General features: G+C 59.6%; 9 protein-coding genes. 8 read left to right on the top strand and 1 reads right to left on the bottom strand.

The window, feature by feature from the left end:
- The first annotated feature begins 9 nt into the window (after window positions 1-9).
- The 6 genes from AC07UK_RS27330 (at window position 10) to AC07UK_RS27355 (ending at window position 8,965) form a co-directional block, all read left to right on the top strand.
- Window positions 10-507 (top strand): biotin/lipoyl-containing protein, encoded by a 498-nt coding sequence (locus tag AC07UK_RS27330; protein WP_494686904.1) that lies wholly within the window; start codon window positions 10-12, stop codon window positions 505-507.
- Window positions 504-2,117, top strand: coding sequence for an acyl-CoA carboxylase subunit beta (locus AC07UK_RS27335; RefSeq protein ID WP_494686905.1), 1,614 nt, complete (start codon window positions 504-506; stop codon window positions 2,115-2,117). Before AC07UK_RS27330 ends, AC07UK_RS27335 begins: the two co-directional genes overlap by 4 nt.
- A gap of 37 nt (window positions 2,118-2,154) precedes the next feature.
- Window positions 2,155-2,937 carry an enoyl-CoA hydratase-related protein gene (locus tag AC07UK_RS27340; protein ID WP_494686906.1) on the top strand — a complete coding sequence of 261 codons (783 nt, stop codon included), beginning with the start codon at window positions 2,155-2,157 and terminating at the stop codon, window positions 2,935-2,937.
- Window positions 2,934-4,760, top strand: a complete 1,827-nt coding sequence (locus AC07UK_RS27345; protein WP_494686907.1) for an acyclic terpene utilization AtuA family protein — start codon at window positions 2,934-2,936, stop codon at window positions 4,758-4,760. The genes AC07UK_RS27340 and AC07UK_RS27345 overlap by 4 nt, the downstream gene beginning before the upstream one ends.
- A 218-nt stretch (window positions 4,761-4,978) precedes the next feature.
- Window positions 4,979-6,751, top strand: coding sequence for a class I adenylate-forming enzyme family protein (locus AC07UK_RS27350; RefSeq protein ID WP_494686908.1), 1,773 nt, complete (start codon window positions 4,979-4,981; stop codon window positions 6,749-6,751).
- Window positions 6,752-7,606: 855 nt separating this feature from the next.
- Entirely contained in the window at window positions 7,607-8,965 is a 1,359-nt protein-coding gene (locus AC07UK_RS27355) for an MFS transporter (RefSeq protein WP_494686909.1), read from the top strand.
- Between the two features lie 185 nt (window positions 8,966-9,150).
- On the opposite strand, the gene AC07UK_RS27360 is transcribed toward AC07UK_RS27355, so the two are convergent.
- Window positions 9,151-10,038, bottom strand: coding sequence for a helix-turn-helix domain-containing protein (locus AC07UK_RS27360; RefSeq protein WP_494686910.1), 888 nt, complete (start codon window positions 10,036-10,038; stop codon window positions 9,151-9,153).
- A gap of 532 nt (window positions 10,039-10,570) precedes the next feature.
- Between AC07UK_RS27360 and AC07UK_RS27365 the strand changes: the two genes are divergently transcribed.
- Together AC07UK_RS27365 and AC07UK_RS27370 are read left to right on the top strand one after the other, a co-directional pair.
- Window positions 10,571-11,758 carry a 4-hydroxybenzoate 3-monooxygenase gene (locus AC07UK_RS27365; protein WP_494686911.1) on the top strand — a complete coding sequence of 396 codons (1,188 nt, stop codon included), beginning with the start codon at window positions 10,571-10,573 and terminating at the stop codon, window positions 11,756-11,758.
- A gap of 151 nt (window positions 11,759-11,909) precedes the next feature.
- Window positions 11,910-13,745 carry a tannase/feruloyl esterase family alpha/beta hydrolase gene (locus AC07UK_RS27370; protein ID WP_494686912.1) on the top strand — a complete coding sequence of 612 codons (1,836 nt, stop codon included), beginning with the start codon at window positions 11,910-11,912 and terminating at the stop codon, window positions 13,743-13,745.
- The last annotated feature ends 9 nt before the right edge of the window (window positions 13,746-13,754 follow it).

A 13,754-nucleotide genomic window follows, 5' to 3' on the forward strand; every position in this document is an offset into this window, starting at 1 on the left:
AACTTCAAGATGTACCACGGATTTGAAGTGGAAGGCGTGACCTTCGACGTCCAGTTGTCAAAGGCCGGGACGGGATACCGGCTGCATCGGGAAGGGCGCGTGATCGACGTCGATCTCCGCCGGTCGCAGGGGGGAGCGGCCCATGTCGTTGTCGAGGGCATCGAGATGCCCGTCGTCGTGGCGCAAAAGGGAGATGACGTCTATGTCCACGTGGACGGCGAAGCCTATCACTTGCGGTACCGGCATCCCCTCGACCGGCTGGCGGCCTCGTCCGATGCCGAGGCCGGGGATCACGTCCGCGCGCCGATGCCGGGCGCTGTCATCTCGGTGCTGGTCCAGGCGCAGGAGGCCGTCAGCAGGGGGCAGGCCTTGCTCGTCATGGAGAGCATGAAGATGGAGACCACCATCACGGCGCCGCGCGATGGCGTCGTCAAAGCCGTGCACCACGACGCCGCGCAGACCTTTGACCGAGACTCCGTGCTGATCAGCCTGGAACCGCAGACATGAAGCGTATCGAATCTAGAATCAATCCCTCTTCGCCGGAGTTCCTGGCCAACCAGGCGTACCATCAGCAACTGCTCGCGGAGTTCCATGCCAGGCAGGAGCGCGCACGCCACGAGCGGCCCGCGCGTGACCTGGAGCGGCTTGCTGCGCACGGGAAGATGTTCGTCCGTGACCGGCTACGGCAGTTGCTGGATCCTGGCACGCCATTCCTCGAACTCTCCACGCTGGCGGCCAACCAGGCCTACGACGGCGAAGTGCCTGGCGCGGGCTGCGTGACGGGGGTAGGGATCATCGGCGGGCGCGAGGTGGTCGTCAATGCGGGCGACGCTTCGGTGAAGGGCGGCGCATGGTATCCGCTGACGGTCAAGAAGACGGTGCGAGCGCTGGACATCGCCATCGAAAACCGGCTACCTGTTGTGCATCTCTGCGATTCCGCGGGGGGCTTCCTGCCGCAACAGGCGGATCTGTTCGCGGACAAGTACTACGCCGGCCGGATCTTCCGCAACCAATGCCAGCTGTCGAAGCTCGGCGTTCCGCAAGTCGCGGTCGTGCTCGGGCATTGCACGGCAGGCGGCGCCTATGTGCCGGCGCTCTCGGAGTACAACGTCATCGTGCGCGGCACGGGCGCCATCTTCCTGGCTGGGCCACCGCTCGTCAAGGCGGCCACAGGCGAAGACGTCTCGGTCGAGGACCTGGGGGGATGCGATATGCATACCTCGACGTCGGGCACCGCGGACTACCCTGCGTCCAGCGAAGCGGAGGCGATCGCCATCGCACGGGACATCGTCAGCCAGTTCCGCCAGCCCGACAAGGCAGGCACCGCATGGCAGATGCCCGAGGCGGAGGCGCCTTACTACGATCCCACCGAGCTCTACGGCATCCTCCCACGCGATATCAAGCAGCAGTTCGACATGCTCGAAGTCATCGCCCGGATCGTCGATGGATCCCGCTTCCACCAGTACCAGCCGGGCTACGGCAAGTCGCTCGTCTGCGGCTACGCGAATATCTGGGGCCACAAGGTGGGGATCCTGGCGAACAATGGTGTGCTGTTCAACGACAGCGCGCTGAAAGGCGCTCACTTCATCGAGCTGTGCAACCAGAACAAGACGCCTCTGGTCTTCCTGCAGAACATCACCGGCTTCATGGTGGGGCAGGAATACGAGCGTCGTGGGATTACCAAGGACGGCGCCAAGATGATCATGGCGGTCGCGTGCTCGGACGTTCCCAAGTTCACGGTGATGTGCAACGGCTCGTTCGGTGCCGGGAACTATGGCATGAGCGGGCGGGCCTTCGATTCGCGGCTGCTCTTCAGCTGGCCGAACTCCCAGATTTCGGTGATGGGCGCCGAGCAGGCGGCCAACACGCTCGCGGACGTGAAGGTGCGTCAATTGGCCCGACAAGGCAAGGCGCCCACGGAAGCGGAGATCGCAGGGATCCGTCAACCGGTGCTTGATGAGTTTCGCTTGAAGCAATCCGCCCTCTGGTCGACGTCCGAAATCTGGGACGACGGCATCATCGATCCGGTGGCGACACGGAATGCGCTGGGCATCGGCATTGCCGCCGCGCAAAACGCGCCGTCGGAAGACGCGCGCTTCGGTGTGTTCCGCATGTAACAGGACAAGCGATAAACAACAACTGGGGGACACAGCAATGGAACATCCTGTATTGGTCGAGACCCGTGACCAGGTGTGCTGGATCACGCTGAATCGGCCAGAGAAGCGCAACGCCATCAACGAGGAAGTGGTGCGTCTGCTGCGCGAGGCGGTCGTTACCTCCTCGAATGATCCGCACTTGCGCGCCATCGTCATTACTGGTGCCGGCGACCAAGCGTTCTGTGCCGGCGCCGACCTCGGTAAGGCAGCGGAAGGCGGGGCGTTCGACATCGACTACAGCAATCCGCGGCACTATGTGGTCCAGCTCTTCCAGGCGATGGAGGCGTGCAATCTGCCAATCGTGGCCCGCGTCAACGGCCATGCCCTGGCCGGGGGCTTTGGCATTCTTTGCGCCTGTGACATGGCCGTGGCGGCGGACGACGTTCGTTTCGGCACACCGGAGACCAAGATCGGAGTCGCGCCGATGATGATTCTCGGCCACATGCTCAGGGTGCTGCCGCGCCGCAAATTGTTGGAACTCTGCGTGACGGGTGAGTTGATAGGCGCCGACGAGGCCTTGCAGATGGGGGTCATCAACTACCTCGTGCCTCGCGGTGACTTGGACGCCAAGACGGCGTGGCTGCTGGACCGGATCATCGGTAAGTCTCCCACGGCGATCCGGCTCTTCAAGCAGGGCTTCCACGCGATGCAGGACATGAGCTTGCACGAAGCGCTCGAGTATGCGCAGTTGATGATTTCAATGATGGCGAGCACGCAGGATGCGAAAGAAGGCAAGCTGGCATTCGCGGGCAAGCGCGCGCCGACCTGGACCGGAAAATGAACGGCAATAGAGTTGTACGGATCGGCGGCGGTGCCGGTTTCTGGGGCGACAGTGCGGAAGGCCCCCGGCAGTTGGTGGAGCAGGGCGACATCGACTACCTGATGCTCGACTATCTGGCAGAGATCACGATGTCGATCCTGTCACGTCTCAATCGAAAGGATCCCGGCCTGGGATTCGCGACAGACTTCCCGGAGCTGGTGGCGAGCCTGGCGCCGACAATTAAGGCGAAGGGGATCCGGGTGATCACGAACGCCGGTGGCATCAATCCCAGGGCGTGCAAGGCGGAACTCGAAGCACGGCTCCATGCGCAAGGGATTGATCTGAAGGTGGGCCTGGTGACGGGCGACGACCTCTCGGCGCACGCGGAAGTGTTGCGTGCGGACGGCGTAGTGGAGATGTACTCCGGTGAGGCCTTTCCAGCGAAGCCATGGAGCGTCAACGCCTACCTCGGGGCCTTCCCAATCGCCGCGGCCCTGGATGCAGGTGCCGACATCGTCATCACGGGCCGCTGCGTCGATAGTGCGCTGGCCCTTGGCCCGCTGATTCACGAGTTCCAGTGGGGCGCGGAGGACTACGACAAGTTGGCCGGCGGCAGCTTGGCCGGCCATGTGATCGAGTGCGGCACGCAGGCGACCGGAGGGGTCAGCACGGACTGGCGGCTGGTCGCGGACGACTGGGACAGGATGGGTTTCCCGATTGCCGAGTGCAGGCCGGATGGCAGTTTCGTGCTGACCAAGCCGCCAGGTACAGGGGGACGAGTGACGCCGGCGACGGTGTCGGAGCAGATTGTCTACGAGATCGGCGATCCCGCGGCCTATGTGCTGCCGGACGTCGTGTGCGACTTCCGCCTAGTGACGGCCGTGCAGGTGGGCGAGAATCGCGTCGAGATCCTTGGCGCTCGCGGTTATCCGGCTCCGGCCGACTACAAGGTGTCAGTGACCTATCAGGACGGCTTCCGCACGACTGGCACCATGCTGCTCGGGGGCATCGAGGCCGAGTCCAAGGCCCGTCGGATCGCGGAGGCGCTTCTGGCCCGGACGCGAAGGCTCATGGCCGAGGCCGGATTCGCCGACTACCGGCGCACGGATGTCGAGGTGCTCGGTGCCGAAGCGAACTGGGGGCGCAACGCGCTCGCACGGACCCGCGAGGTGGTCCTGAAGATCGGCTTGCATCACGACGACAAGCGCGCGTTGGAGATCTTTTCGCGCGAAGTGTTCGCTTCTGCGACCTCCATGGCGCAGGGCATCACGGGATTCGCCGGCGGCCGTCCGCCGATTACGCCGCTGGTTCGTCTGTTCTCCTGCCTGGTTCCCAAGCACGCCGTTCCCGTCCTGGTGGAGGTGTCTGGTCGGTCGGTGCCCCTGCGCGAGGCACCGCCGCCGGCCGGGCGGCAGGTGGCGCCTGACGCCGCGGAGGGCACGCTGCCGGCCACCGCATCTCCGGGCGACGGCGTGACCGTGCCGCTGCTGGCGCTGGCCTACGGGCGCAGCGGGGACAAAGGCGATCACGCGAACATCGGCATATTGAGCCGGCGCCCGGAATTCCTGCCGCTGCTGCGTGGCATGCTGACGCGCGAGGCGGTGGCAAGCTATTTCCAGCATTTCATCAAAGGCAGCGTCGAGCGGTACGAATTGCCAGGACTCATGGGCTTCAATTTTCTGTTGCGCGATGCCCTGGGCGGCGGCGGCGTGGCCTCGCTGCGGCACGACCCGCAAGGAAAGATGCTTGCGCAGATCCTGATGAGTCTGCCGATGCGGATTCCACGTGAGTGGTTGGCGCGAGGATGGATCGACGCAACGCTCGTCCATGCGGAACGTGGCTAGGTTCATGTCACGTCGTGCCGCTCGCAAGCCAGTCGGTGCTTCGATTGAAGCGGACGAATTTCAGCGTCACGTCTTCGTAGGATTGGAGGGGGCATGCCGTTCCTGCAGCACCTCTCCGAACGCTGGGACATGGCCGTTCCACGCCACGCTCCCTCCGCGTTCCGATGGACGGTGTTCTCCCCTTGCCGGCATGGAGGCCGTATGGGGACGCAGCAAAGATGCCATCGATCCACAGCGATTGGGTGGATCCGATTGATGGCCAGGGCTTGACGCGAGGAGACAAAAACATGCAGAAAGATGGCTTGAAATGCAGCACTGCGGTCCACGATACCGAAAGCCTCTACGAGAGGCGGGCGGATCAACGCTGGAATCGAGTGTGCGTTGGCGATATCACGGAGCGCATGACATGGAGCCGGCCGGATGAGGTGGCAATCATCGGCTGGGAGGGCGCATTTTCCGCGCCACAGTTTGCTACGCTCACATGGCGGCAGGCGGACCAGTTGGCGAACCAAGTTGCCAACATGCTTTCGGCTCGCGGGCTCGGGCGTGGCGATCGCCTGATGCTGGCTTGCGAGAATTCGGTGGAGGCCTACGTGACGAAGCTCGGTGCCGCCAAGATCGGCGTAGTGTCGGCCTCGCTCAATCCGGCGTTTGCCGCGGATGTCGTCGAGCATCTGGTACGCAAACTCAAGCCGGCCTTTGTGATCGCGGACGCTGGTACGAGGCCGGAGATCTTGCGCGCGATGGCGAACGGCGGCGTCAGCGTGGACGTCACGATTCGGATCGACGGTGAGCTGATTCCCGGAACCGTCGACTTCGCCGAGGAAGTGCAGCGTCACAAGACGTGCGAGCCGGAAGCCACCGTGCATGGCGACGACATCTGGGAGCTTCTCTTTACGTCCGGGACGACGGCCTTGCCCAAGGCGGTGATGCTATCCCATGTCTACACCTACCTGGCTGCACATGGCTTTGCCCTGTCAATCACACGTGGCCTCGATATCGAGTCGCAAGTCTGTATGGTCTCCTTCCTGCCGATCATTTATCACGTTGGCGGACAAATCCTCGGGATGCCTTCGCTCGTGGCGGGAGGGCGGCTGGTCATCGGAAGGCGGGCCAATGCGCGGGCCACCGCGGAAGCGGCGGTCAAGTACGGTGCCACGGCGATTTGGGGGGGGGCTCCGCAGTCAATCAAGCAGATTAGTATGGAGTTGGAAGCGCTCGCGCCAAATCAGAAGGCGTTGACAGTCATGCTGTACGGCTGGGGGGCGGTCGAGCCCGCCGTACTCCATCGTCTTGAGAAGCTGGCGAAACCCGGGTTCCAGCTGCTGGGAATCTTCGGCCAGACCGAAGCGATCGCTTGTCATCGCTTCTGGCCGGCAGCCCAGAGAGAGTTATTTGAATCCGCCGGCGTGGCCGCGAACTACGTTGGCTTGCCGAGCCCGCTGCTGGCTTCAACCGTACTGGAAGAGGAGGGCAAGGATACCCTATTGAGTGGAATGAGGAACACCCCGGGGGAAGTGGTTTACAGATCCCCCGTCGTCATGGCTGGATACTATCTTGACCCGGAGGGAACGGCGCAGGCATTTGACGGCGGGTGGTTCCACTCCGGCGATTGCTGTGTTGTGACGGAAGATGGCACCCGGGTGATGGTGGATCGCTACAAGGACATCATCAAGTCCGGTGGCGAGAATGTCTCGAGCTTGCGCGTCGAGGCGCGACTGCACTCCCACCCCGGCGTGGTCAAGGCCGCCGTCGTAGGGTTGCCGCATGAGCGCTGGGACGAAGCCGTGACTGCCTTCGTTATCCGGACTAGCACGGATGTTTCGTCAGAGGAGCTCCTTTCTTGGGCACGTGGCGGGCTGTCGGGATTCGAAGCCCCGAAGAAGGTCGTCTTCGTCGATGCATTGCCGGAGACGGTAGGCGGAAAAGTTATGAAGCATCGACTTCGCGCGGTCTGGGTGGGCCTCTATCGCGAGGGAGGTGCGTCGTAAGTCCTGACTTTGGTTGCGGCGGATTCAACCGGTCTCGGACGGATGGGGGCAGATCCTCAAACTGGAACAGACATTGCGATCTTTCACGCCGCCATGGGACCTTGTGCTCCAGGCCTTCCAGGTGGACAACAGGGACAAGCTGGATGACGCCATCGACCAGTTCGTGGTAAAGCTGGCCGAAGGGGTTAAGGAGAGCACCTACAGGAGGCAATGGCAAAATCTCAATCTTCGTTCTCGGCCGCTACAACGCCGATCGGCAATACATGCCGGCAGGCAAGGGCCGCTTCGAGCGTTGGGTGGGCGTATCGTTCTCACCGCTCCAAGGGCAGCGAAGCCACTATGTCATCTTGCCGGAGATGCTCAGTGTTTTGAGGGGACGCAGTTTCCCCAACACTCGAGCCGACGATCCGGTGCTGGCAATGGCGATGCCGGCGGGAGACGACCATCCCCTATGGCGAAGTCCCGAACATTCCCAGTTCTTCCAACCGATTCCGGAAATTGCGCACCTATAGTGCGCGCCGCGTGAAGCTTGGGCGCACGGGTTATCCCGAATTCTTTGGTCTGTTCCAAGAATCCTACTATCAAGCATACAGAGAGCTGTGGTTCGCGATTAGAACTTGGCCCCGATACAGCCTCGGAGCCGATTGTGAGTAGATGGGCACAGATTCTCAGTCACCCACGATCAACGAAACGCTGGACATGAATCATTGCTTTGGCGTTTCGTAAAACGCTTCGGTGCCAGAATCGCAGACGCTGTGCATAGAGCGCTTTTTTGCCAGGCTGGGCACTGATAAGTGGGCATTCATTGGGCAAGAAATATATCGGCAATAATTCCTCTTCCAATCCAGGGAAACTATGAGCAAATCAAACGTCGATGCCCAGAGTGTCATCAATGGAAGCCACTTTGCTCCATTTCAGTGGCTCATCTTTGGGATGTGTTTCGTAATCGTGTTGCTAGACGGCTTTGACACGGCCGCAATCGGCTTCATTGCCCCCTCGTTGGTGTCGGAATGGGGCATCTCTCGGCCGGCCTTAGCTCCAGTCCTAAGCGCTGCGCTCTTCGGTCTGGCAGCTGGCGCGATCGTGGCGGGGCCACTCTCGGACCGACTGGGTCGCCGTCTGATGCTTATCTTCTCAGTACTCGTTTTCGGCGTGGCTTGCCTAGCGTCGGCTTATGCCGGCGACATCACTGAGCTGACAGCTCTGCGATTCGTAACCGGTATCGGCCTCGGTGCAGCCATGCCAAACGCAGTTACCCTGATGAGCGAGTTCTGCCCCGACAAGCGGCGTGCCATGATTGTGAACTTGATGTTCTGCGGATTTCCCCTTGGGGCGGCATTTGGTGGTTTTCTGGCAGCCTGGATGATTCCTCACCTCGGCTGGCGCAGTGTCCTACAGTTGGGCGGCATTGCGCCGCTCGTTCTGCTCGTGTTCCTCGTACTGCTACTCCCCGAGTCCGTGCGGTACATGATCGCAAAGAACCAACCGGTGGAAAAGATTCGCCGCATACTCGCGAGAATTAACTCCGATGCTCTTGACGCATCCTCGTTCATCATGACCGAGCCGACTCAAGCGCCAGCGGACCAGGGCGGCATTGCTTTGGTCCTGTCGCGCCCCTACCTTGCCGGCTCCGTCATGCTTTGGCTCGCATACTTCATGGGGCTCGTCATTTTCTACGCATCTATCAACTGGATGCCCATCCTGTTGAAGGAAGCTGGCCTCACGCCAAAGTCGGCAACGCTGGTCTCCGCGCTGTTTCCGTTGGGTGGTATTGGGGCGGTTGTGTGCGGTGTATTGATGGACAAATTCAACGCCAATCGCGTCATCGCTTTGTGCTACGCGCTCACTGCACTGACCGTATATGGAATCGGACAGGCTGTGGGCAATGTGGGCCTGCTCGTAGCAGTCGTGTTCGCGGCAGGCGTATTGATGAACACCGCACAGTCGTCGATGCCCGCCCTGGCTGCGGCCTTCTATCCGACTCAGGGGCGAGGCACCGGAGTTGCGTGGATGCTGGGTATCGGGCGGTTCGGCGGTATCGCTGGGTCGTATCTGGTTGCAGAGCTTACTCGTCGTCAAGTTGGCTTTAGCGGAATCTTCGCGATCATCGCTATGGCTGGCCTGGCGGCATGCCTCGCTCTCACTATTAAGCAATTCGTGCGTCCTCAGAGGGCGGAGACAGCAGCATTCCGGAATGAGATGCTCGGACACTAGCAATAGTCACAGCAGCGTTAGTGCTCCACTGCATGTCTGTCCTGGCAGGGTTCAGTAGCAAGCGCATAACCGTGCCACTGAGACTCTGCTTATCTTTTTTGGCGGAACGCCGCTTCTATTGAGCCCTTTCCGAGGAACGGAAGTCGAGAAAGCGGGGTAGGCCGCCTTTCTTAGTGCATTGGGTTCTATTGGCCGCTCAGCAGTTCGAGGCGTCGGCGGAAGTCGCGGGGAGACTCTCCAGTTTCGCGTTTATAGAACCTGGTGAAATAGGCTGGGTCGGAGAATCCGATAGCGTAAGAGAGTTGACTGATAGACATCGAGGTGTAGGCGAGGCTCCGTTTCGCTTCAAGAATGAGGCGTTCATGCACTAAATCTAGCGCCGAGCGCTGCGCAATGCGGCGGCAAAGCGAATTGAGATGTGCGGTTGTGATGCCAAGCTCCCTTGCATACCGGTCTAGCGAGTAATGCTTATCCCACCATTGGTTTAGTAGGTCGGTGAAGCGGCAATACAGCGGATTGTCCTTCACTCCCCGCGCGCCTTGCGGCCGCCCCTCCTGGATCTTCCTTGCCAACATTACGACAATGGTCGAGAGGAGGGATTCGACGATCAGATGTCGGTGAGGAGCCCCGCCTCGATACTCGCGTACAAACGCGGCGAAGGCCGAGGTTAGGCAAACATCGTCGTCTCCGCCCTTAACTTCATGAAGAAACGGGTTTGAGAACCAACCCGTTCCACCTCCCATCGTCTGAGCCAGTTTGACTACGAACGGGTATGCGACGGTGATCACATAACCAACGGCGTCAGTACTAAATTTGAATCCATGGACAAAGTTCTGTGGAACGAGAAGCATCTGTCCGCTTCCCATGTGGGTCTCTTCCCCATCCAGGTGCAATTGCGCGTTGCCCTGCTGAAGGTACAGCAGCTGAAGTAGCCCGGCGTGTTGATGAGGCTCGATGTGCCAATCGTGGAGACGGCATCGAGACGCAATCGATTCGCAATGCATCATGTCCGGCATGGGCCAGACATCTTGTTCACCGTAAAGCATGTAGATGGGGACGCCCGTGCTCTTCATTATCTCCTCCGTCTCCGCTCTTGCTGGCGGTACTCCAGCTGAGGATAGCTCCTATTGAAACAGGCGGCGAGCGGCTGTACCAAAAGTACAAGTGATTGCATGGAATGTGCAAGAGCGTGCCCCGACGAGAGGCACATTTTCCGTGCCGACGCGCCCACGAGTTCAAGTGCAGATGCCGTGTCCGCAACTCGGCGTCACACGCTCAACCCATCGAGGTTTGCCCGTGGTTTCCCGCGGATTCCGAGGGCATCTCCGTGCATAAGAGATGGATGCGCTTCATGAGAGCACTGTCAGCACGTCGGAACGTCTCGGAGTAGCTACGCAAAGCAGGTCGACTTTCCGGGTTCGGCCAACTACCGAAAAGTGCAAGATTTCGGCGCATTCGTACATTCCCCTTGATGGTCGCGGGTGCAAGAATTCGAGCACACATTAGAAGGCTGCCCCCCCAGCTTCGCGCCAAAAATCAGGCCTATCCGGACTTGAATTGCGAACGCTCAGCAAGCCACGACTATTAATACAGCGGGAGACATCTGTGCGCACCCAGGTAGGCATCATTGGCGCAGGCCCAGCAGGCCTGTTGCTTTCCCAACTTCTACATCTTGCCGGTATTGAATCTATCGTTCTCGAAACGAGAAGTCGGGAAGCGATCGAGGCTACTATTCGAGCCGGAATTCTCGAACATGGCACCGTCGAGCTCATGGACCGCATAGGAGCGGGCGAGCGTCTGAAGCGAGAGGGCGTTCGACATGATGGCATCCATCTGCGCTTCAATGGCCAAACACGCAGGATCGCCTTTCCGGAACTCACCGGTGGAAAATCGGTTGCTCTCTATCCACAGCATGAAGTCATCAAAGACCTCGTCGCACTTCGGCTGGAGTCGGGCGGAGATATTCGCTTCGAAGTGTCTAACGTAACGCTGCACGATCTCGATAAAGACACGCCTCGATTGACGTTTCTGAGCAGCGAGGGCGTTGCTGAAGAGATTCGCTGCGACTACATCGTGGGCTGCGATGGAACCAACGGTGTCTCAAAAGCCAGCATCCCATCGGCAATGCTAAAGACCTTCGAGAAAGTTTATCCCTTTGGCTGGTTCGGTATTCTTTGCAAGGCTCCGCCCTCCTCAGCTGAATTGATTTATGCACAGCACCAGCGCGGCTTCGCTCTGGTGTCCACGCGCTCCGCTGAGGTGCAGCGTATGTACTTTCAGGTTGATCCAACGGAGAACGTTGATGATTGGTCTGATGATCGCATTTGGTCGGAATTCCGTGCGCGGCTCGAAGTCAATGACGGATGGGCGCCGAAGGAAGGTCCGATTTTCAGCAAAGTAGTTGTCGGCATGCGCAGCGTGGTTACCGACCCGATGCAGTATGGTCGCCTGTTCCTGGCTGGGGATGCTGCACACGTGGTCCCGCCAACTGGCGCGAAAGGTCTTAATCTCGCAGCTGCAGATGTCCAAGTCTTGGCTGCCGGCATTGAAGCCTTTTACCGTCAAGGCAATCCCGCGCCGCTGGCGCGCTACTCCGAAACGGCGCTCAAGCGCATATGGAAGGCTCAACGTTTTTCGTGGTGGATGACTTCGATGATGCATCGCTTCCCGGGCGATGACGACTTCCGCTACCGGATGCAAACGGCAGAACTTGACTATGTCACGAGTTCTCCTTTGGGTGCGGCCTCCCTCGCCGAGAACTATGTTGGCCTTCCAATGCAGTACACGTCGTAGCGAAATTTCTGAATCTCGTGGAAGTAGATTTAAGAAATAAAAATGACGTAAAGCATTATTAAAAAATCTTAGTGTTAAATAATTAAAACAATCCACGAAGATCAGTTTTTATTGTGGAAATGGCTTCCAATGTGAAACGAGGAGACAACGAATGAAGTACACGCCCATCAGTACAAAGTACACCGCAATCGGTGCCGTCGTGCTTTCGATTGCGGCCCTCTATGGTTGTGGTGGTGACGGTGGCGGCGATAGCGCATGGCAGCTCCAACCGACCACACCCACCACTCCTATCACGCCGACCACCCTCTCGTGCGACGATACGCTGAAGTCAGCGTTCAAGCCTGACGCCGACACAACAGTGCTGATGGTGAAATCCTTTAAGAAGGGCGATGTGCTACTTCTTTCGGGAGCTTCGACTTCGACTACGCTGACCGCAGCTAACGATGTGTGCGTGGTGAAGCTGAACGTGGGCCCAGGCAATCCGGGGCCGGCTGATGCTCCTTCCACGTCGGCGGGGATCGGCATTGAGATTTGGCTGCCCTCGCCGGCGAACTGGAACAATCGAATCCACGTAAAGGGTGGCGGAGGTTGGGCCGGCGGCACGCAGTCCTCTCTTACCGCGCTGGCGGGAATTTCCTCTGGGAGCGCCGGCAGCGCGGCGACTACCGCCATGGTAGAGGGTGCTGTGTCTGCGTCTACAGACACGGGACACGTTGCAGCGGCGAATGCTTCGTTCACGATGAATCCAGATGGAACCATCAATGAAGCACTGTGGAAAGACTTCGCAGATCGCAGCCTCCACGAGATGGCTGTCAAAACCAAAGCGCTGACGAAGGCGTACTACGGAAAGGACGCGAAGTATTCGTACTGGAACGGCTTCTCGACCGGTGGCCGACAAGGTATGAAAGAAGCCCAGGCACACCCCGAGGATTTCGACGGCATATTGGCAGGCGCACCCGCCATAAACTGGTCGAAGTTTCAGACTTCTCAGCTCTTCATGCAGCTGGCACAGCTGCGAGACCTGGGCTCCAACCTGACGACTGGTCAGCTGGATTTGCTCTCCAATGCCGCAATCAGTGCCTGTGATGTCGTTGGCGGCCAACATTTGGGGTATATCCCCGATCCGACACAGTGCCGGTATGACCCGACCACTGATGTGAGCGTTCTGTGCCCGAGTGACGGCGGAAACAATTCAACTGCCAACTGCGTTTCCGTTGCACAGGCCAACTCCGCAAACAAGATGTGGTACGGTCAGACGTCTGACGGAAGCGTTCCGGCACCAGCTGTTGATATCGGTTTTTCGCCCACGTTGGCGGCCAACCAGAAATGGTACGGGCTGACGCGAGGGACCATTATGACCAGACTTGGTGGAACGCCGCCGTTCGCGAACTCCACGGACCAAGTTGCGATTGCGCTCCAGAATCCGACCCTGGCTCAGCCGACCTTCATCAACGCCAGCGGGAATGGTTCTGATGGATGGAAAACGCTTAGCTACGCGCAACTGTCGAACGCGTTCGATCGTGGGGTGAGCCTTGACCCGTTGTTCGGTCATATCAATACCGATAATCCGGATCTTTCGAAATTCCGCGACCGCGGCGGAAAGCTCCTGTCGTACCACGGCCTCGCTGATCCGCTCATCTTCGCGATGGGTACTGTCAACTACTACGAGCGAGTTCTCGCGCAGATGGGGGGTACAGCCGCAGTACAGAACTTCTACCGCCTCTATCTGATTCCTGGGATGAATCATGGATTCTCGAACGGCACACCGAACGCCAGCGCAAATCCTCCGCTGCCCACGAACGATCAGCTCTACAAGCTGCTTACCGATTGGGTTGAAAACGGTAAGGCTCCGGGGGTGATTCCGGCTCAGACGACCGTTTCTGCATCATTCCCCGTACAGAAGAGCCGTCCGCTATGTATGTACCCGCAAAAGGCTACGTACACCAGCGGCGATCCAAACGTGGCTGCCAGCTACACCTGCTCTTAAGCGCGGCCA

This window comes from Cupriavidus sp. GW821-FHT07C08, from assembly GCF_059419025.1.